Source organism: Acidimicrobiales bacterium (genome assembly GCA_035316325.1).
Classification (GTDB): Bacteria; Actinomycetota; Acidimicrobiia; order Acidimicrobiales; family VFJN01; genus DASXTK01.
In genome coordinates this window covers 56,578-76,036 of sequence record DATHJB010000075.1, presented here as the reverse complement: position 1 = coordinate 76,036, position 19,459 = coordinate 56,578, and the positions used below count along the sequence as shown (strand labels likewise).

Genomic DNA, 19,459 nt, shown 5'->3' with positions numbered 1-19,459 from the left:
CGTCGATGTGCCGGTCGATCAGTCGGCGGTCGCCTCCGACGGGGGTTGGCGAGTCGTTTGTGGTCGTTCGGTTGCTCTCGAGTCGTTTGTAGTCGGTCTCCGACGACGAACGACTCGACTGTGGATCGGTGACTACAGACGACTCGGGACGCCCTGACCGCCGACCCTATGGCATGAGCTGCTCGTCCCAGCGGTTGCGGTGCACGGCCAGAGCGAGCGGCCGACGCTCGCGCCAGCCGAGACGCTCCAGGTCCGGGTCCTCCTCGATGTGCGACACCGGGCCGACGCACAGCCACGCCACCGGCCGCACGCCCGAGGGCAGCCCCACCAGCGACGACAGGAAGTCCTCGTCGTAGAACGACACCCAGCCGACGCCCCAGCCCTCGGCCGTCGCCGCCAGCCACAGGTTCTGGATGGCCAGGCACACGGAGTACAGGCCGGCGTCGTCGATCGTGTGCCGGCCCAACACCGCCGGTCGCCCCCGCTCCGGGTCGTAGGTGACCACCACCGACAGGCTCGACTCCAGCACCCCGTCGATCTTGATGTCGGAGAAGACGTCGGCCCGCTCCGGGTCGAGCGTGGCCGCGAAGCGCTCCCGCTCCTCCTGCACGTGGGTCCAGAACTGCTGCTTGACCTGGGCATCGTCGACCACGACGAAGTCCCACGGCTGGGTCAGGCCGACGCTCGGCGCGGCGTGGGCGGCGCCGAGCACCCGCCACAGCACAGCCGGGTCGACCGGCGCTCCGTTGAACTGGCCCCGCACGTCGCGCCGGCGGAACACGGCCTCGTACAGGTCCATCAGAAAGCGGCCTCGATCACCTGCACCTGGCCCCGGAGGATCGACACCACGTCGAAGCGGATGCGCCCCCTACACCCAGGGTTCTCCCGCAGGAAGCGAGCGGCCAGCCCGCGGAGGCGGCGCTGCTTGACCACGCCCACGGCCTCGGCCGGCACGCCGAACCGATCCGACGATCGGGTCTTGACCTCGGAGAACACGACCGACCCGTGCCCGACGAGCACCAGGTCGAGCTCGCCGTCGTCACAGCGCCAGTTGCGGGCGAGCACCTGGTAACCGGCGGCCAGGTACCAGGCCGCGGCCCTCTCCTCTCCGGCTTCACCCAGCTGCCGCTTCGCCCGGGTCATATCTCCTTCGGTGGGAGCTCTTCCACGTTGACGTCGCGAAACGTCACGATCTGCACCGACTGCACGAAGCGGCTGGTCCGGTACATGTCCCACACCCAGGCGTCCCTCAGCTCCAGCTCGACATGGGTGCGGCCCCCATCGGAGCGAACCGTCTGCCGCACCTCGTTCGCCAGGTAGAACCGGCGCTCTGTCTCGACCACGAAGGAGAACATCGGACAGACGTCCTTGTACTCCTTGTAGAGCTGGAGCTCGATCTCGGCCTCGTAGCGCTCGAGGTCCTCGGTGCTCATGGCCGGAACCCTAGTGCTTCATCAGACGACGACGACCGTGGGCGCCCGGGTTAGGCGTCGCGCTTCTCCTTGACCTTCGCAGCCTTACCGATGCGGTCGCGGAGGTAGTAGAGCTTGGCCCGCCGCACGTCGCCACGGGTGACGACCTCGATGCGAGCGATGGTGGGCGTGTGCAGGGGGAACGTGCGCTCGACGCCGACGCCGTAGCTCACCTTGCGGACGGTGAACGTCTCGCGGATGCCGGAGCCGGCACGGGCGATGACCACGCCCTGGAACACCTGGACGCGCTCCTTCTGGCCTTCGATGACACGTACGTGCACCTTCAGGGTGTCGCCCGGCGCGAAGTCAGGGACGTCGCTGCGCAGGCTTGATTGATCAACGAGATCAGTGGGGTTCATGGCACGTCGCTCCAACGGAGACGGGGCTTGTTCGCCCAACGGGGCGGACGGGAGAGGCTATCCCTCGTCGAACTCGGCCAGCAAAGCGGCGTCCACCGCGGAGAGGCCTCCACGGGTGGCCATCAGGTCGGGCCGGCGCTCGATGGTGCGACGCAGGGCCTGTGCCCGACGCCAACGGGCGATCCGACCGTGGTCGCCACTGCGCAGCACGTCCGGCACCTCCCAGCCGCGGAAGCTCGCCGGCCGCGTGTACTGCGGGTACTCCAGCAGGCCGTCGGAGAACGACTCGTCGCCGGCCGAGGCGTCGTTGCCCATCACGCCGGGCACCAGGCGCCCCACCGCCTCGATGACGACCATGGCCGCCACCTCGCCGCCGGCCAGCACCATGTCGCCCAGGGACAGCTCGCCGTCGCACAGGTGCTCCCGCACCCGCTCGTCGACGCCCTCGTAGCGGCCGCACAGCAGGCTGAAGCCCTCCGACTCCCCCGCCGCCGCCGACAGCTCCTGGGCCACCGACTGGTCGAAGCGCCGACCTGCCGGGCCCAGGTAGTAGAGCGGGCGCGGCGGGTCGACCTGCTCGACCACGGCGAAGATCGGCTCGGGCATGAGCACCATCCCGGCGCCACCGCCGAACGGGGCGTCGTCGACCGAGCGGTGGACGTCGGTGGTGCAGGCGCGCAGGTCGTGGGTGCGGATGTCGAGCAGGCCGCCGGTCCGGGCCCTGCCCAGGAGGCCCTGGTCGACGAAGTGCTCGACCATCCCCGGGAAGATCGTGAAGACGTCGATGCGCAGACCGGTCACAGGTCGAACAGGCCTTCGGGAGGGTCGACGACCACCCGGCCGTCGCTGTGCGAGACCACGAACACGACCGGCACCAGGGCGCCCGAGTCGAGCTCGATCAGGTCGGACGCCGGGTTGGCGACGACGGCGACGCACGCACCCACCACCTCGCCGGAGCCGGCCAACTCGACCGACGCGCCCACGAGATCGTCGACCCACAGCGCGTCGGGATCCTCGATGCGCTCGGCGCGCAACACCACGTCCCGGAGGCGCTCGGCGGCCTCCCGACCTTCATGGCCGGTGAACGCGACGACCCAGTGCTGGGTGTACTGCTGCGTGTGGCGCTGCTGACCCTTGCGCTGCTCCCGCCGGGCCGCGGCCACGACCAGGGGGCCGCGGTCGCTCTCCAGGCAGGAGCCCACGGCGACCCGCTCCTCGCGGTCCGACGTGAGCACCACGACGACCTCGCCCTTCAGGCCGTGCGGGCGGGTGATGCGCCCCACCTCGACGAGGGGAGGCTGGGTCACCTCAGTCCTCGAACTCGACCTCGACGTCGCTGCCGTCGCGCACGGCGGCGGCCCGCACGACGGTGCGGATGGCCTGGGCGACACGACCGCGCTTGCCGATCACCCGACCCATGTCGGAGCGGCCGACCCGGACCGTGAGGCGGGGCGTCGAGCCCGACATCTCGGTCTCGACCCGGATGGCGTCCTGGTCCTCGACCAGCGCACCGACGACATGGAGCAGCACGGCGTGCGCAGTCGGCACGACCGCGATGTCGGAGGAGGATGTATCCGTCATTCGGCTGCCGGGGCCGCAGCGGCCGGGGCCGGGGCCTCGCCCGTGAACTCGCCCCACGCCCCGGAGATCTCCAGGAGCTTGCGCACCGTGTCCGTGGGCTGGGCGCCCTTCGCCAACCAGGCGACGGCCTTCGCGTTGTCGATGCTGATCTGGGAGGGGTCGGTGCGGGGGTTGTAGATGCCGACGATCTCGATGAACCGGCCGTCCCTCGGCGAACGGACATCGGCCGCGACCACGCGGTACGTCGGCTGCTTCTTCTTGCCCATCCGCATGAGGCGGAGCTTGACGGCCACTTCGTACGTCCTTCTGTGTTGCGATGTGTTGCGAGCTCGCCGGGGAGGCGACCTGCGATTTTGCGCCAGATCGGCGCGTCAGTTCAAGCCGGGCAGCGTGAACGGCTGCTTCGGCGTGACCCGGCCGCCTCCGGGAGGGGTGACCCGACCGCCGCCGGAACGGCCCTTGCGCCCCTTGCGGCCCTTGCCGCCACCCTTCGGGCGGGCGAAGCCGGGCATCTTCTTCATCATCTTCTGCATCTCGCGGAACTGCTTCACGAGCTGGCTGACGTCACCGGGCTCGGTGCCGCTGCCCCGGGCGATGCGAGAGCGCCGGGAGCCGTCGATGACGGTGGGGTCGATCCGCTCGGCCTGCGTCATCGAGCGGATGATCGCCTCGACCCGGCCGAGCTGCTTCTCGTCGACCTCGGCGTCCTTCATCTCCTTGGGGACGCCGGGCATCATGCCGAGGATGTTCTGCAACGGGCCCATCTTGCGGACCTGCTGGAGCTGCTCGAGGAAGTCGTCGAGCGTGAAGCCGCCACCCAGCAGCTTCGCCGCGGCCTGCTCGGCCTCCTCCTTCTCGTAGACCTGCTCGGCCTTCTCGATGAGGGTGAGCACGTCGCCCATGCCGAGGATTCGGCTGGCGAGGCGGTCGGGGTGGAACAGGTCGAAGTCGTCGACCTTCTCCCCCGTCGACGCGAAGGCGATCGGCTTGCCGACCACCTCCTTGACCGACAGCGCCGCGCCACCGCGGGCGTCGCCGTCGAGCTTGGTCATGATGACGCCGTCGAGCTCGAGCGTGGCGTTGAAGGACTCGGCGACGGTGACGGCGTCCTGGCCGGTCATGGCGTCGACGACGAGGAACGTGTAGTCGGGCGAGGTCGCGTCGGCGATGTGCCTGACCTGGTCCATCATCTCGGCGTCGACGGCCAGGCGGCCGGCGGTGTCGACGATGCAGACGTCGCGGCCGAGCCGCCGCGCCTCCTCGACACCCGCCTTGGCCGTGGCGATCGGGTCGCCCGGCTGGCTGAACACCTGCACGCCGACGCGCTCGCCGAGGGTGCGGAGCTGCTCGACGGCGGCGGGCCGCTGCAGGTCGGCGCCCACGAGCAGCGGGCTGCGGCCCTGCTGCTTGAACCAGCGGGCGAGCTTGGCGGTGGCGGTGGTCTTGCCGGCGCCCTGGAGACCGGCCATCAGCACGACCGTCGGCGGCCGCGAGGCGTAGCGGATCGTGACCGATTCGCCGCCCAGCGCCTCGGCGAGGACCTCGTTGACCAGCTTGACGACTTGCTGAGCCGGGTTCAGCGCCTCGTGGACCTTGGCCCCGATGGCCCGCTCCCGCAGGCGCTCGACCATCGTCTTGACGACGGTGAAGTTGACGTCGGCCTCGAGCAGGGCGAGGCGGATCTCGCGCAGGACCTCGTCGACGTCGGACTCCCGCAGCGTTCCCTTGCTGCGGAGACGACCGAAGATCCCCTCGAAGCGATCCGAAAGCGACTCGAACATGAACCGGTAACCCTACCGCCCGCCAACCACCCCGGCCGCCGCCCCGAAGGGCCTCGGGCTTCGCCGAGTCGCTATCGACTTTCCACGACCAGCCGGCTGTCGACGGCGACAACTCCGGCGACGGCGGCGGCGATGCGCTCCAGATCGGCCCGACCCGACAGGTGCGGCACCTGGCCGGTGAGGATCGCGGTGCCGTCGGACACCTCGACCTCGGGCTGTGGCAGGTGCCACGTGCGGGGCGACTGCGCCAGCTCGTCGCGCACCCGCTGGGCGATGTCGAGGTCGCCGGACGACTCGCGGCGCTCCTCCCAGCGGCGGCGCAGGCGCTCCCGCAGGTCGGCGCCCGACGTGGGGGCGATCAGCAGCCCGATCCCGACGCCGAGGGCGACGATGGCGAGCCGCGCCGGGCCGATCACGCGGGCCGCGCGATAGCCGACCCGGAACCCTGTCCTGAGAACTGTCAGCACCGTTGCTCCTCCGTCTCGTCCGCTACGCGAAGAGCGCTTCGACGAACTCGTCGGGGTCGAAGTCGACCAGGTCCTCGACCCCTTCGCCCAGGCCCACCAGCTTGATCGGGATGCCGAGGCTGGTCTCCACGGCGAGGGCGATGCCGCCCTTGGCCGAGCCGTCGAGCTTGGTGAGCACGATGCCGGTGACGTCGACGGCGTCGGTGAACTGCTGGGCCTGGGTGAGGCCGTTCTGGCCGGTGGTGGCGTCGAGCACGAGGAGGACCTCGGTGACCGACCCCGGCTCGCGGTCGGCGACGCGGCGCACCTTGCTCAGCTCTTCCATCAGGTTGGTCTTGGTGTGGAGGCGACCGGCCGTGTCGCCCAGCACGAGGTCGCCACCCCGGGCCGCGGCCCGCTGCACGGCGTCGTAGATGACCGCCGAGGGGTCACCGCCCTCGTTGCCGCGCACGATGTCGGCGCCGGAGCGCTCGGCCCACGCGGTGAGCTGCTCGGCGGCGGCGGCGCGGAAGGTGTCGCCCGCGGCCATCACCACCGACCGGCCGCCGGCGATCTGCTGCCGGGCGATCTTGCCGATGGTGGTGGTCTTGCCGACGCCGTTGACGCCCACGAACAGCCACACGTTGGGACTGCCGGCGTCGTAGCGCAGGCTGCGGTCGCCCTCCGAGAGCAGGCCCTTCAGCTCGGCCTTGAGCCGGTCGATGAGGGCGTCGGGGTCGCTGATCGACTCGCTCTTGGCGACCTCCCGCAGGTCGTCGAGGATCCGCTGCGTGGCGGCGACGCCGACGTCGGCCCGGATGAGCGCCTCCTCCAGGTCGTCCCAGGTCTGGTCGTCGACCTTGCGGGAGCGGATGGTGGTCAGGTAGCCGCCGAGCGCACCCCTCGCCTTGCCGAGCCGATCCCGGAACGTCGGGGGCGGGCCGGCCGGCGCCTCGACGGTGGCGGTCGCGGCCGCGGTGGCCGCAGCTGGGGCCTCGACCTCCGCGGTCGACGGCTCCTCCACCCCCAGCGACTCGTCGCGGCGGCGGCCGACGACGAGGAAGTAGGCGCTGCCCGCCACGAGGACGAGAGCGAGGACGGCGACGACGACGACGAGGTCCATGGCCCGGCGGAGCCTACCGCTCCCCCGTCGGGCGGCTGGCGGCCCCGCGAACCTGAGAGGGCTGAGAAGTCCCGATGCCGGAAGGGTCGATCGACTTCGTAGTGTCGCGCCGTGGACGACGCCGAGACCTCCGCCACCTCAGCACGACCCACCACCGACGATGCGAGCCTCATCGAGCAGGCGCTGTTCGAGGTCAAGAAGGTGATCGTCGGGCAGGACCGGGTGATCGAACGCTTGATGGTGGCCCTCCTGTCGGGTGGGCACGTGCTGCTCGAAGGGCTGCCCGGGCTGGCGAAGACGCTGGCCGCCCAGACACTGGCCACGGTGGTCGGCGGCACGTTCGGCCGCGTGCAGTTCACGCCCGACCTCATGCCGGCCGACATCACGGGCACCCGGATCTACCGCCCGTCGACGGAGACGTTCGGCGTCGAGCTGGGCCCGGTGTTCGTGAACTTCCTGCTGGCCGACGAGGTGAACCGGGCGCCGGCGAAGGTGCAGTCGGCGCTGCTGGAGGTGATGGCCGAGCACCAGGTGACGATCGGCGGCACCAGCTACCCGGTACCCACACCGTTCCTGGTGATGGCGACGCAGAACCCGATCGAGTCGGAGGGCGTCTACCCGCTGCCGGAGGCGCAGCGCGACCGCTTCCTGATGAAGCTGCTCGTCGACCTGCCGTCGCCCAGCGAGGAGCTGGAGATCGTGCGCCGGATGGGCGTCGACGCCCCGCACGCCGACAACGTCCTGTCGCGGGACGACCTGGCGCGCCTGCAGCGGGCGGTCTCGCACGGCACCTACGTGGACGTGTCGGTGATGGAGTACGCGGTCAACCTCGTGCTGGCCACCCGCGATCCGGCCCGCTGCGGCCGGGCCGACCTGGCGCCGCTGCTCGACTACGGCGCCTCGCCGCGGGCGTCGCTGGGGCTGGTGGCCGCGGGCCGGGCGCTGGCGACGATGCGGCGGCGCTCGTGGGTGCTGCCCCAGGACGTGTTCGACGTCGCTCCCGACGTGCTGCGGCACCGGCTGGTCCTGTCGTACGAGGCGCTGGCGCAGGGTGTCGACGCCGACGCGATCCTCGCCCAGCTGCTGTCGACGGTGGTCGCTCCCCGGGTGAGCCCGACCCAGGACCCCACGGCTGGCAACGGATCCCACACCGGGTCCGACGCATGAGCCCTGAGGAGGTGCTGCGGCGGCTGGAGCTGACCGTGAACCGGCGGCTCGACGGGCTGCTGCTGGGCGACCACCGGGGCCTCGTGCCGGGCCACGGCACCGAGACCGGCGACACCCGCCTCTACGAGCCCGGCGACGACGTGCGGCGGATCGACTGGAACGTGACCGCCCGCACGCAGGCGACCCACGTCCGTGAGACGATCGCCGAGCGCGAGCTGGAGACGTGGCTGGTGGTGGACCTGTCGCCCAGCCTCGACTTCGGCACCGCCGCCTGCACCAAGCGCGACCTGGCCTTCAACGCCGCCTCGGCGACGGGCCTGCTCACCGCCCGGGGTGGAAACCGGCTCGGCGCCATCCTGGTGACCGGCGAGGGGACGGTGACCTTCCCGGCCCGCTCCGGTCGGGCCCACGTCCGGGCCGTGCTGCACCGGGCGTTGACGGCGCCGCAGGTGGACGGCGGGGGCCCGACCGAACTGGGTCGAGCGGTCCGGCAGCTGGCCGCGCCGAGCCACCGGCGGGGGCTGGCGGTGGTCGTGTCGGACTTCCTGGTCGACTCCGAGTGGGAGCGGGCCTTCCAGATGGTGGCCCGGCGTCACGAGGTGCTGGCCGTGGAGGTGATCGACCCCCGGGAGCTGGAGCTGCCCGACGTCGGGGTGCTGGTGGTGTCGGACCCGGAGACCGGCCGCCAGCGGGAGGTGCAGACCTCGGCGCCCGGCTTCTCGGAGCGCTACGCACAGGCCGCGCAGGCGCACCGTGACGGCGTCGCCGCCGCGCTGCGCCGGATCGGTGCCGAGCACCTGGTGCTGCGCACCGACCGCGACTGGCTGGTCGACCTCGCCCGCTTCCTCACCCACCCCGCCCGGCGGGTGCGTCGATGAGCTTCCTGGTGGCGTGGCGGCTGTGGCTGCTGCTGGCGGTCGGTGGGCTGGCGGGTGCCTGGGTGGCGTCGATGTTCCGGCGGCGGCGGGACGTCGTGCGGTTCACCAACGTGGCGCTGCTCGACGTGGTGGCGCCGGAGCGCTCGGCCGTACGGCGGCACCTGCCGGCGGGCCTGTGGCTGGTGGCGCTGGCGCTGCTCGTCGTCGGGTTCGCCCGGCCGGTGCGCACGGTGCGCGAGCCCGAGGACCGGGCGACGGTGGTGCTGGCGCTGGACGTGTCGAACTCGATGGAGGCGACCGACGTCGACCCGTCGCGCGTCGACGTCGCCAAGGCGGCCGCCGTCGACTTCGTGGACGAGCTGCCCGAGGAGGTGGACATCGGCCTGGTGCTGTTCAGCGGGACGATCACGTCGACAGCCGTGACCGAGGACCGCGCCACCGTGCGCTCCACGATCCAGACGGCCGAGCTCGACGTCTACACGGCGATCGGCGAGGCCATCTTCGAGGCGCTCGACCTCGTGGAGGCGGCGCCCCCGGCCGAGGACGGCTCACCGCCGCCGGCCCGGATCGTGGTGCTCTCGGACGGCGAGACGACGACCGGACGTAGCGACGCCTCCGCCGCCGACGCGGCCGCCGAGGCCGGGGTCCCCGTCGACGCGATCGCGTTCGGCACGCCCGACGGCATGGTCGACGACCCGACGACCGGCGTGCCGATGGACGTGCCGGTCCGGCCCGAGCCGTTGCGCGACATCGCCGCGACCTCCGGTGGGGAGTTCGCCGAGGCCGACTCGCTCGACAGCCTGGAGTCGGTCTACGACGCGATCTCGACCGTGGTCGGCTACGAGGACGTCGAGCGCGAGATCGGCGGCTGGTTCACCGGCTTCGGCCTTCTGTTCCTGGCCGCCGCCGGCCTGCTGTCGCTGCTCTGGTCGCAACGGCTGCCCTGAGCGCCGACGCTCTCCGTGGCGCCGTCGACGCCACACGGCGCGATCCAGCTGCTCCGCGTCGCATTGGGTAAACAGCAGATGAACTGGAGATAGACACAGAGCAAATTATGCCGGCGACGCCAGGTCGCCGCGCGCGGGATCACCGGGGGGTTCTTGACCCGGCCTCGCCGCGGCGCGCACGCTCCACCGTCGCCGCCACCCGGGCCTCCCCTCCGGGCGTCGGCCGTCCCCCGACGACGATGCGCATCCCCCTTCGCACCAAGCTGACCCTCCTCTTGGCCATACCCCTTCTGGTCCTCGTGGCCGCCGCGGCCCGCGAGGTGCAGAACACCACCGACGACGCCCAGCGCGGCGACGCTGCCACGAGCCGCGTCGAGCTGTCGCTCGCCGCCACGACCGCCGCCCTCGAACTGGCCCAGGAGCGGGCGCTGTCGGCCTCTCTGTTGTCGGCCACCAAAGCCCCGCCGGCCGCTCCCCCCGACAGCGAGACGGCCGAGGATCTGGCTTCCCAGCGCGACCGGACGTCGGACGCCATCGATGCCCTGCGCGCCACCATCACCGGCGGCCGGTCGGAGCTCGGCACCGCACCGGCGCTCGACCAGCTCGACCGCCTGGCGGCCGCCCGGGAGCAGGTCGACCAGCGAGGCGAGGCCACGAGCGACGACGTGCTCGGCGCCTACGCCGAGATCATCGACCCGGTGCTGGATCTCGACCGGGCCGTCGAGCTCGCCGGCAGCGCCGCGATGATGACCCGGCTCGACTCGTTCCAGGCGCTGTCCCGAGCGCTCCAGGAGGTGGTGGTCGAGCAGGGGCTGCTCACGTCGGCCTTCGCCTCGGGCACGGTCAACCGGACGACCTACGACCGCCTGAGGGAGTCGGTGACCAGCCAGAGCCTGTGGTTCGACCAGTTCGCGCGCAACGCCGACTCGGCCCAGCTCGACCACTACGCCAAGGCGTTGGCCCAGCCGGCGGTCACCACGAGCCTGCGGCTGCGCGACCAGGCGCTGGCGGCGGGGCCGGACGGGCAGGTCCACGCCGACCCGGCGGCCTGGGCCAACGTGATGGAGCGCAAGACCGGCTTCCTCGAGACGATCGCGGACGACACCGCGGGGTCGCTGGCCGACAGCGCCGCCGGCCAGCGGGAGCTCGCCTCCGACCGGCGCACCCGGGCCCTGCTCGTGCTGGGCATCACCGTCGCCCTCTCGGTGGCGGTGCTGGTGCTGCTGTACCGCACGGCCATCCGCCCGCTGCGACGGCTGACGCTGGCCGCCGACCACGCCGTGCACGTCGCCCTCCCTGCCGCCGTCGAGGTGGCGCAGAACGAGGGAGCCGAGGCGGCCCGACGGGCGCTCACGCCCCTACCGCTGCCCGCCGACGGCGACCTCGCCGAGCTGACCGCCGCATTCAACGAAGCCCAGACCGCGGCGCTCGCCCTCGCCAGCGACGAGGCCGAGCTGCGCACCAAGGTCAACGCGGTGTTCCTCAACTTCGGGCACCGCACGCAGGATCTGGTGACCCGCCAGCTGGGTCACATCGACGACCTGGAGGCCCGCACCGAAGACCCCGACACGCTGTCGGACCTGTTCCTGCTCGACCACCTGTCCACCCGGCTGCGGCGCAACGCCGAGAGCCTGGTGGTGATGGCGGGCGCCGACTCGCCCCGGCCCTGGAGCCGGCCAGTGTCGGTGGTGAACGTGGTCCGGGCGGCGGTGGCCGAGGCCGTCGACTACTCGCGGGTGGACGTCGACTCGATCGACCCGGGAGCCATCGTGGGGATCGCCGCCAACGACGTGTCGCACCTGCTGGCCGAGCTGGTGGACAACGCCCTGGCGTTCTCGGCGTCGGGGACGAGGGTGCGGATCGCCGGCGGGTGGGTGGACGAGGGCCGCTACCTCGTGACGGTGACGAGCGCCGGTGCCGGGATGAACGCCGGCCAGCTCGACGAGGCGAACGAGCGCATCTCCGGGTCGAACGTCAGCGACCCCGGGATGTCGCGCTACTTCGGCATGTTCGTGGTCGGGCGCTTCGCCCGGCGACACGGCATCGACGTGCGACTGATGCCGGCGCGTGGGGACGGCACCACCGCCGAGGTCCTGCTACCCGAACAACTGATGGTGGGCGCTGTCGCGGAATGCCAGACGACGCCTGGGAGGTAGAGGCCGGCGTGGTCCGGCCGTACCTCTTCACCAAGGGGCGTACGCGGCCGACCCACCACCTCCTCGCCGTGGAGGCGATGGTGACCGCCACCGACAAGGGTGGAGCGGCCACATCCGAGCTGGCACCGGAGCAGCGGCGCATCGTGGAGCTGTGCGAGGAGGCGGCGCAGTCGGTGGCCGAGATCGCGGCCCACCTGTCGACGCCGCTGGGCGTGGTGCGGGTGCTGGTGGCCGACCTGGCCGACGAGCACCTGCTGGAGGTGTTCGAGGGCGAAGCCGACCTCGCCGCCGACGTCGAGCTGCTGCAACGGCTCATCGCCCGGGTGAAGGCCATCCCCGCCTGATCCGGCTCAGAACGGCTCGTCCTGCTGCTCGCAGTAGACGGCGAGGGCCGTGAGGTGGTGCTCCCAGCCCTCGGTGTGCGCCTGGAGGAGGGTGGCACGCTCGTCTTCGCCCCACTGCTCCCAACCGGTGTGGCGCAGCTGGACGAACGTGCCGTCGCGGTGCGGGGCGAGTGCGACCTCGACGTAGGTGGTGTAGGGCCAGCCGTGGTCGGCCCAGGTGAGCGCCAGGCGGACGCCGGGGATCAGCTCGAGGATCACCCCCGAGGTGACCAGGCGCCGCCCGGAGGGGTCGACCCACGGCTCGACGAAGGCGCCACCGACCTCGGAGTCGATCACCACGCCGGGCGCCCACCACTGGCGGATCGCCGTGTTGTCGGTGAGCGCCCGCCAGACCACGTCCGGAGGGCTCGCCACCACGACATTGAGTTCGATCTCGCGCTCGGCGTCAACCATGTCGATCCTCGTCAGCACCGCTGCTCAACCCGTCGTACGAACATGTGTTCGATGGTAGACGGGCGCGCCGAACGACGCAACGGGAAATCGGGCGTTCGCGCCGCTCAGCGGCGGGAGGCGACCAGGCGCAGGACGTACCAGAACAGCATCATCACCGAGGCGAACAGCTGGACCGCGGCGCCGACGTAGGCCTCCGCCGGGTAGCGCCGGACGATGTTCTGGGTCTGGTACAGGATCGAGGCGCCGGCCAGGGCGATCATGCCCACCGAGAACCACACGCCCAGCTCGAAGCCGAACAGCACGGCGGCGACGATCAGCAGGAGGGCGCTCACGCCCGCCCAGATCAGCATCGGGCGCAGGAACGACAGGTCGCGGCTGGTGGTGAGGGCCACGGCGGTGAGGGCCGCGAAGCCCACGGCGGTGATGATGGCCGCCACGCCGACGGTGGTGGCACCGTCGCCCTGGATCTCGAAGATGTAGTGGAGGAACGGAGCGAAGATGACCGCCTCGGCCGCCGCCATGCCGAACAGCCCGAGGTACTGGCGCGACGGGTTGAGCACGTCGTGGGCGGCGCTGGTGGCCAGCCAGTTCACGATCATGAAGCCGCCGAGGATCAGCAGCCAGGTGCTGCTGCCGGAGACGAAGTCGTAGAGCGCCCGGGCCGCTCCCAGGTTGATGAGGAGCGTCTCGAACGCCACGAAGGCGACGAGGGCTGCCCCCAGGTGCTGGTACACCTTCACGACGAAGTCGGCGCGCGACTGTTCGTCGAGGCTGGCGACGGACGGGTAGCCGAGCGGGGCGGTGGTCATGGCGCCCAGCGTACGTCGGTCAGGACGGCTCGAAGGTCCAGCCGGCGCCGCCGGCGATCGGGACGACGCGACGGGCGGTCAGGCGCCGTCGAGGTAGGTGGCCAGCAGGTCGCTGCGCTCGGTGAGGCGGGCGGCGGTGGCGTGCAGGGTGAGCCGGCCGGTGGTGAGCACGTAGGCCTCGTCGCAGACGGCGAGGGCCAGGTCGGTCGCCTGCTCCACGAGCAGCATGGCGACTTCACCGCGCAGCCGTTGGAGGGCGTCGTAGAGCAGGTCGACGACGACGGGCGCCAGGCCGAGCGTCGGCTCGTCGAGCAGCAGTATGCGAGGTGCCGCGCAGAGAGCGCGGCCGACGGCGACCATCTGCTGCTCACCGCCGGAGAGGGACCAGGCCCGTCGCTTGCGCAACCGGACCAGTGCCGGGAACACCTCGTAGATGGTGTCGGGGTCGTGGGCCGAGGTCCGCCGGTTCCGGCCCTTCTGTGCCACCTGGAGGTTCTCGTGCACGGTGAGGTTGGGGAAGAGCCGCCGGCCTTCCGGGACGTGGGCGATGCCGAGCCGGGCGATGCGCTCGGGCGAGCGGCCGGCGAGGGAGCGTCCCTCGATCTCGATGAGGCCCGTGTGCGGGGCGAGCCCCGACACGGCGTCGAGCAACGAGGTCTTGCCGGCACCGTTGGCGCCGAGCAGGGCCACGGCGCCGAGCCGTGGGACGGTCAGGTCGACATCGTCCACGGCGGTGATCGACCCGTAGCGGACGGTCAGGCCGGCGATGTGGAGGACCGGCGGCGCCGCATCGACGGAGGCCGCCGGTGCGACGTCGGGCTCAGCGGATGACACGGCGGGTCCCGAGGTAGGCGTCCTGGACGGCTGGCAGGTCCCAGATGGCCTCGATGCGGTCCTCGGCCACCTTGCGGCCGAGCGCCAGCACGACGGCGCGGTCGGCGACGCGGCGGAGGAAGTCGACCTTGTGGTCGACCAGCACCACCCCCACCCCGGCGGCGCGGAACGCAGCGATGTGCTCGGCCAGGCGGACGGTCTCCGCCTCGTTGAGGCCGGCCGACGGCTCGTCGGTCAGCAGGTAGCGGGGCCGAGCGAGGGCGACGCGGGCCAGCTCGAGCCACCGCCGCTGCCCGTAGGTGAGGCGCGAGGCGGGCAGGACCGCCTGCTCGCGCAGGCCGAACTGCTCGAGGCAGGCCTCGGCCGCCGCCCATCGTCGGTGCTCCCGGGCGAGCATCTGCCGCCGCGTCACCCAACTGGCGAGGAGGCCGGTGGCTTCCCGGTCCTCGGTGGCGAGCAGCACGTTGTCGATGCAGCTGAGCTCGTCGATCACCTGGGGCGTCTGGAAGGTGCGCAGGCAGTGGGCCTGCCGCGCCCGACCCGGCCGGCCCGTGGCCAGGACGGTGCCGTCGACGGTCACCCGGCCACGGCAGGGCACCAAGCCGGTGATCGCGTTGAGGAGCGTGGTCTTGCCGGACCCGTTCGGGCCGACCACGGCGAGCACGACGCCGGGCTCGACCTCGATGCTCAGGTCGTCGACGGCCACGACCCCGCCGAAGGTGACGCGCACGTCGGTGGCGACGAGCATCAGGCCTCCCCCGCCACGGCGGGCTCTGCCGGGCGTCCCCGGCGGCGGTCGGCGACGAGGCCCTGGACGCGCCCGGCGAGGCCCACGAGTCCGTCGGGTACGAAGATCATGATGGCGATGAGGAGCCCGCCGAACACCAGGTCGCGGTCGCGGCCGATGAACCGGAGCTGCTCGGGTGCCCACACCACGAACGCTGCGCCGAGCACCGGACCCCATGCCGATCCCAGACCGCCGAATAGCAGGACGAGGAAGATGTCGATCGCCAGCTCGATGTCGAACGCCTCGGGGCTCAGCACCCGGTTGCGATGGGCGAGGAGGCTTCCCGCGGCGCCGGAGTAGGCGGCCCCGGCGACGAACATGGTCGCTCGGATGCGCATCACGCCGATCCCGAACGTGGACGCCGCCAGCGGTAGGTGGCGCACCGCGGCGGCCTCCCGGTTGAGCGGCGAGCGTTCGACCAGCAGGGTGAGGCCGAGTGCCAGCAGCAGGACCACCACGACAGCCGCGGCCGAGGACCGCCCCGAGAGCTCGTCGCCGCCGAGGCTGATGCCGGGCAGCGACCGCCGTTCGCCGCCCGGCCCCGCGAAGGACGACCACTCGCGGAAGACCACGACGGCGAGGAACCCGAACGCGAGGGTGGCGATGGCGAAGTAGAACGCGTCGCAACGTTTGACCAGTGCGAACAGGCCGGCGGCAACCACTGCGGTGATGGCCACCGCGCCCAGCAACCCCAGGGCGAAGGGCAGACCGTGGTCCTGGGTCAGCCATGCCGAGCTGTAGGCGCCGAGGCCGACCAGCGCGGCCTGGCAGAAGGAGAACTGCCCGCCCACGCCGAACGCGAGGTAGAACCCGAGCCCGGCGATGGCCAGGGTGGCCCACTGGCCCACCAGGCCCTGGCTGTACGGCGAGTCGGCCAGCACCACGATCACTGCGAGCGCTACGGCGAAGGCGGCGAGCCCGAGGCCCTGCCGACCGGCGTACACCGGCGGGCGGACCGGCCCAACCGTCGCCGGCGCGGTCGGCTGCCCGCCGGCCGCGCCCGCCGGGTCGACCGAGAGCTCAGACACGCTGGCCCACCTGCTCGGGCAGCAGGCCCTTCGGGCGCACGGCGAGGATCCCGAGCATGAGGACGAAGGGGTAGATCTCACGGTACGAGGGGTCGATGTAGCCGGTGGCCCATTGCTGGAGGACGCCGAGGAGCACGGCCGCGAGGGCGACGCCGCCGATCCGACCGAACCCGCCGATGATGGCGGCGGCGAAGGCGAACAGCATGGGGCCGAACCCGAACGTGGGCGTGAGCTGCTGCGTGGGCGCCACCAGCACCGCTCCGACCGCGGCGAGCGCAGCCGCGAGGGCGAAGGCCGCCATGGACAACCGGTCGACGGAGATGCCCATGAGCTGTGCGGTGGTCCGGTCCGTCGCCAGAGCCCGCACCTGGCGACCGAACGACGTGCCCTGCAGGAGCAGGGCGACCAGGGACAGCGCCAGCGCGGCGGCGCCGAGGATGAGCAGGTTCTGCATCGGGATCCGGGCACCGAGCACCTCGACGGTCCGGAAGCCGAAGAAGCCCGGCAGCCGTTGCGGGCTGGTGCCCTTCCAGCGGATCACCAGCGACCGGATCACCAAGGCGGCCCCGAGCGTGGCGATCACCACGACATGCACCGACCGACCCCGCAATGGCGCGGCCGCGACCCGTTCGAGCACCGCGCCGGTGCAGGCCAGCGCGAGCACCGCGACGAGTGCGGATGTTGCCAGGGTGAGGCGCAGGTCCTGGTAGGCCCAGAGCGCCACGTAGGCACCCAGGGTGACGAGGTCTCCCTGGGCGAAGTTGATGACACCGGTCGCCTTGTAGATCAGCACGAAGCCGAGCGCTATCAGGGCGTAGATGGCACCGTCGGCCAGGCCGCTGATGGTGAGGAGGACGAAGCGGGACATCCCTAACGGCCCCCCGCCACGAGGCGGGGGCCCGGCTCGGGCACCCCGCCTCCTGGTCGTCGAGCGGGGTAGCTCATCCGCCGTACCGTTTGACCGCCACGAACTCGCCGTCCTCGTAGCGACCCACGGTGCTCTCCTGCGAGAGGAAGCCGTTGTCGTTGCGGTAGGTGACGGCGCACATGCCGGTCGCGACCTCGATACCCGCCAGCCCGTCGCGGATGGCTGCGGGATCGGCGCTCTCGGCGGCCTCGATCACGTGACGGAGCAGGAACACCGAGTCGTACAGCTCCGCCGCGCTGTACGAAGGTGTGTACCCGAACTCCGCCTCGAAGCGGCCGGCCCACTCGGCGACGTAGTCGCGCTCGTCGTCCGTGGGGATGCAGTCGACGGTGCCGTAGACGTTCGCCAGCACGCTGTCGTCGCCGACACCGGTCTTGAACGAGGCGAAGCCGATGCTGCCCGGGCCCATGTACGGCACGTCGAGGCCCTGTTGCGCGGCCGTGACCACCGATGCGGCAAGAGTGTTCGGGGTTCCCCAGTCCAACACCGCGTCGCTGTCGGCGACGGCCTGGATGGGCTCGCTGAGGTTGGTGGCGTTGTACTCGAAGCTCCGCTCGGCGCCCGCCGCGCTGCCGAGCGCTTCCTTGGCCGCAGCCACGCCCTGCTGGCCGAAGCTGGCGTTCACCGAGAGGAGGCCGACGTTCTCGGCTCCGAGCTCATCGGTGAGGAACGACGCCGCCACCGAGGCGGCCTCGTCGTTGCGTGGCCGTGAGGCGTACACCCACTCGTTGCCCGCCTCGCCATCCGTCGCCAGTGCCGGGTCGGTGGAGTTGTGGATGAGCGGTATCTCCTCCTCGGCGACCCGCTCGGTGATGGCGAGGGTGGCTGTGCTCGACACCGGCCCGAGGATCGCCGTCGGGTTCTCGGCCACCGCGAGGTTCAGGGCGTTCACCACGGCGTCGCCCACCGGTGGTGTGTCGATCGTGACCAGCTCGATGTCGTGCCCGCCGAGCCCACCGGCTTCGTTGATCTCGTCGATGGCCATCCGGGCACCGTCGTTGAAGTCGGCGATGGCGTTGCCGTCACTCGAGTTGGTCGGATCGGAGATCATCGCGACGAGCTTGACCGGCTCGTCGAGCTCGAAGTCCTTGGATGCCTCGACCTCTGCGGGCACGGTGGTGGATGGCGCGTCGTCCGCATCGGAGTCGTCGCCCCGGCTGCAGGCCGTCGTGACCAGGCCGAGCGCCAGTAGCGCCGCGGCCAGTCGTCGTGAGTTTGCCGTCATGTCGATCCCTTCGCTGTCGCAGCGGGAAGCTCGACGAGAGCTCCCGCCCCGGGTTCTGACACATCGTCAGATCTGAAGATGCCCCCCATCTGACAGGTCGTCAAGCCGGAGGTGTGATGACCCCGTCAGGTTCTGGTGTCAGGGCCGTGCATCGCCCGTCGGTCGGAGCAGGGTCTGGCTGTAGGACGCGTGTCGAGGGGCCGTCACCGCCGTTGCGACCGCGTCGGCCACGTCGGCGGGACGCAGCGGTTCCCACGGGCCTGCGTCCCTCTTCAGCTCCTGCAGGACCGCGGGCCGCGTGTGCCGGTTCAACGTGGTGTCCACGGCACCGGCTTCGATCGTGGAGATGCGCACGCTGCGGCCCGACACCTCCTGCCGGAGTGCTTCGAAGAAGGCGTTGACCCCGGCCTTGGTCGCGCTGTAGGCGGCTGCGTACTTGCGCGGCCGACGGGCTGCCACCGAGCTGATGGCCACGACGTCGGCCACCCTGCGGCTGCCGGTGGTGGCCGCGAGGAGCAGATGTGGGAGCGCGGCGTGTGTGCACTCCATGGCCGCCCCCAGGTTCGTCTCCAGCATCGTCCGCCACGCCGCCGGGTCCCCGTCCTCGACGGGTTCCAGGACGGACACACCGGCGTTGTTGACGAGGATGTCGACACCGCCTCGATGCTGCACGACCTGGTCGATGACGGCGGCTCCTGCGCCAGGCGCCGACAGGTCGGCGACGAGCGACGAACAGCACGATCCGAGGCTCGCCTCGACGCGACCGAGCGCGTCAGCGTCTCGGCCGACGAGGACGACGTGAGATCCCAGGCCGTGGAGCCGGACGGCCGTCGCCGCCCCGATCCCCCGGGAGGCGCCGGTGACCACCGCCAGCGTCCCGGTCAGCGGCAAGGTGCTCACCGCCGACGCCGCCCGACGCCGCGGTCCCCGCCCGGACGTGCCGGACCTCGCTCACTCACGTCAACACTCCCCCCTCGGTCGATTATTTGACCGGGTGTACGTATAACACTCCGACGAAGCTGCGGTCAACGAGTACGGGGATGTCCGCTGGCCTGCGGTGATCGGCGGATCGCGGCAGTACGATCGCCAAATCGCCATGGATGTGAAGCGCCAAACCCCGACGACCGAAGCCACACAGTGG

At 71.5% G+C, this 19,459-nt stretch carries 24 protein-coding genes; 5 read left to right on the top strand and 19 right to left on the bottom strand.

Annotated elements, in window-relative coordinates; translation table 11 throughout:
• Nucleotides 1–166: 166 nt before the first annotated feature.
• From bluB to ftsY, 11 genes are all read right to left on the bottom strand, one after another.
• Complete coding sequence (bluB, locus tag VK611_10770; GenBank protein ID HMG41806.1) at nt 167–799, bottom strand: 5,6-dimethylbenzimidazole synthase; 633 nt, start codon at nt 797–799, stop codon at nt 167–169.
• On the bottom strand, nt 799–1,143 hold the full coding sequence (locus VK611_10765; GenBank protein ID HMG41805.1) for a YraN family protein: 345 nt from the start codon (nt 1,141–1,143) through the stop codon (nt 799–801). Before VK611_10765 ends, bluB begins: the two co-directional genes overlap by 1 nt.
• Entirely contained in the window at nt 1,140–1,433 is a 294-nt protein-coding gene (locus VK611_10760; GenBank protein ID HMG41804.1) for a DUF2469 family protein, read from the bottom strand. Before VK611_10760 ends, VK611_10765 begins: the two co-directional genes overlap by 4 nt.
• 50 nt (nt 1,434–1,483) lie before the next feature.
• Nucleotides 1,484–1,831 (bottom strand): 50S ribosomal protein L19, encoded by a 348-nt coding sequence (gene rplS, locus VK611_10755; protein ID HMG41803.1) that lies wholly within the window; start codon nt 1,829–1,831, stop codon nt 1,484–1,486.
• Between the two features lie 57 nt (nt 1,832–1,888).
• Complete coding sequence (gene trmD, locus VK611_10750) at nt 1,889–2,632, bottom strand: tRNA (guanosine(37)-N1)-methyltransferase TrmD (GenBank protein ID HMG41802.1); 744 nt, start codon at nt 2,630–2,632, stop codon at nt 1,889–1,891.
• Nucleotides 2,629–3,138 carry a hypothetical protein gene (locus tag VK611_10745; protein HMG41801.1) on the bottom strand — a complete coding sequence of 170 codons (510 nt, stop codon included), beginning with the start codon at nt 3,136–3,138 and terminating at the stop codon, nt 2,629–2,631. The genes trmD and VK611_10745 overlap by 4 nt, the downstream gene beginning before the upstream one ends.
• A 1-nt stretch (nt 3,139) precedes the next feature.
• The gene (locus VK611_10740; GenBank protein HMG41800.1) at nt 3,140–3,379 is read right to left on the bottom strand and encodes a KH domain-containing protein; all 240 of its coding nucleotides are present in this window, start codon (nt 3,377–3,379) and stop codon (nt 3,140–3,142) included.
• A 29-nt stretch (nt 3,380–3,408) separates the two neighbouring features.
• A complete protein-coding gene (gene rpsP / locus VK611_10735) occupies nt 3,409–3,705 on the bottom strand; it encodes a 30S ribosomal protein S16 (GenBank protein HMG41799.1) in 297 nt (98 codons plus the stop codon).
• Between the two features lie 78 nt (nt 3,706–3,783).
• The gene (ffh, locus tag VK611_10730) at nt 3,784–5,193 is read right to left on the bottom strand and encodes a signal recognition particle protein (GenBank protein ID HMG41798.1); all 1,410 of its coding nucleotides are present in this window, start codon (nt 5,191–5,193) and stop codon (nt 3,784–3,786) included.
• A 71-nt stretch (nt 5,194–5,264) separates the two neighbouring features.
• Nucleotides 5,265–5,660, bottom strand: a complete 396-nt coding sequence (locus VK611_10725; GenBank protein ID HMG41797.1) for a BON domain-containing protein — start codon at nt 5,658–5,660, stop codon at nt 5,265–5,267.
• Nucleotides 5,661–5,682: 22 nt separating this feature from the next.
• Nucleotides 5,683–6,762 (bottom strand): signal recognition particle-docking protein FtsY, encoded by a 1,080-nt coding sequence (gene ftsY / locus VK611_10720; GenBank protein ID HMG41796.1) that lies wholly within the window; start codon nt 6,760–6,762, stop codon nt 5,683–5,685.
• Nucleotides 6,763–6,873: 111 nt separating this feature from the next.
• Between ftsY and VK611_10715 the strand changes: the two genes are divergently transcribed.
• The 5 genes from VK611_10715 to VK611_10695 all read left to right on the top strand — a co-directional run bounded on the left by VK611_10715 (nt 6,874) and on the right by VK611_10695 (nt 12,254).
• A complete protein-coding gene (locus VK611_10715) occupies nt 6,874–7,929 on the top strand; it encodes a MoxR family ATPase (protein HMG41795.1) in 1,056 nt (351 codons plus the stop codon).
• Nucleotides 7,926–8,807 carry a DUF58 domain-containing protein gene (locus VK611_10710; GenBank protein ID HMG41794.1) on the top strand — a complete coding sequence of 294 codons (882 nt, stop codon included), beginning with the start codon at nt 7,926–7,928 and terminating at the stop codon, nt 8,805–8,807. The genes VK611_10715 and VK611_10710 overlap by 4 nt, the downstream gene beginning before the upstream one ends.
• Nucleotides 8,804–9,754, top strand: a complete 951-nt coding sequence (locus tag VK611_10705) for a VWA domain-containing protein (protein ID HMG41793.1) — start codon at nt 8,804–8,806, stop codon at nt 9,752–9,754. Before VK611_10710 ends, VK611_10705 begins: the two co-directional genes overlap by 4 nt.
• Nucleotides 9,755–9,993: 239 nt before the next feature.
• A complete protein-coding gene (locus tag VK611_10700; GenBank protein HMG41792.1) occupies nt 9,994–11,910 on the top strand; it encodes a nitrate- and nitrite sensing domain-containing protein in 1,917 nt (638 codons plus the stop codon).
• Nucleotides 11,911–11,918: 8 nt separating this feature from the next.
• Nucleotides 11,919–12,254, top strand: a complete 336-nt coding sequence (locus VK611_10695) for a DUF742 domain-containing protein (protein ID HMG41791.1) — start codon at nt 11,919–11,921, stop codon at nt 12,252–12,254.
• A 6-nt stretch (nt 12,255–12,260) separates the two neighbouring features.
• Here VK611_10695 and VK611_10690 read toward each other — a convergent pair whose 3' ends face one another.
• From VK611_10690 to VK611_10655, 8 genes are all read right to left on the bottom strand, one after another.
• Nucleotides 12,261–12,707, bottom strand: a complete 447-nt coding sequence (locus VK611_10690) for an SRPBCC domain-containing protein (GenBank protein HMG41790.1) — start codon at nt 12,705–12,707, stop codon at nt 12,261–12,263.
• A 104-nt stretch (nt 12,708–12,811) separates the two neighbouring features.
• Complete coding sequence (locus tag VK611_10685; protein HMG41789.1) at nt 12,812–13,516, bottom strand: Bax inhibitor-1 family protein; 705 nt, start codon at nt 13,514–13,516, stop codon at nt 12,812–12,814.
• A gap of 78 nt (nt 13,517–13,594) precedes the next feature.
• Nucleotides 13,595–14,350: an ABC transporter ATP-binding protein gene (locus tag VK611_10680; GenBank protein ID HMG41788.1), complete on the bottom strand. Its 756-nt coding sequence runs from the start codon at nt 14,348–14,350 to the stop codon at nt 13,595–13,597.
• The gene (locus VK611_10675) at nt 14,337–15,098 is read right to left on the bottom strand and encodes an ATP-binding cassette domain-containing protein (protein ID HMG41787.1); all 762 of its coding nucleotides are present in this window, start codon (nt 15,096–15,098) and stop codon (nt 14,337–14,339) included. Before VK611_10675 ends, VK611_10680 begins: the two co-directional genes overlap by 14 nt.
• Nucleotides 15,098–16,165, bottom strand: a complete 1,068-nt coding sequence (locus tag VK611_10670; GenBank protein HMG41786.1) for a branched-chain amino acid ABC transporter permease — start codon at nt 16,163–16,165, stop codon at nt 15,098–15,100. Before VK611_10670 ends, VK611_10675 begins: the two co-directional genes overlap by 1 nt.
• Nucleotides 16,158–17,033: a branched-chain amino acid ABC transporter permease gene (locus VK611_10665; protein HMG41785.1), complete on the bottom strand. Its 876-nt coding sequence runs from the start codon at nt 17,031–17,033 to the stop codon at nt 16,158–16,160. The genes VK611_10670 and VK611_10665 overlap by 8 nt, the downstream gene beginning before the upstream one ends.
• 73 nt (nt 17,034–17,106) lie before the next feature.
• Nucleotides 17,107–18,318, bottom strand: a complete 1,212-nt coding sequence (locus VK611_10660; GenBank protein HMG41784.1) for an ABC transporter substrate-binding protein — start codon at nt 18,316–18,318, stop codon at nt 17,107–17,109.
• Nucleotides 18,319–18,456: 138 nt separating this feature from the next.
• Nucleotides 18,457–19,218: an SDR family NAD(P)-dependent oxidoreductase gene (locus VK611_10655; protein ID HMG41783.1), complete on the bottom strand. Its 762-nt coding sequence runs from the start codon at nt 19,216–19,218 to the stop codon at nt 18,457–18,459.
• Between the last annotated feature and the right edge of the window lie 241 nt (nt 19,219–19,459).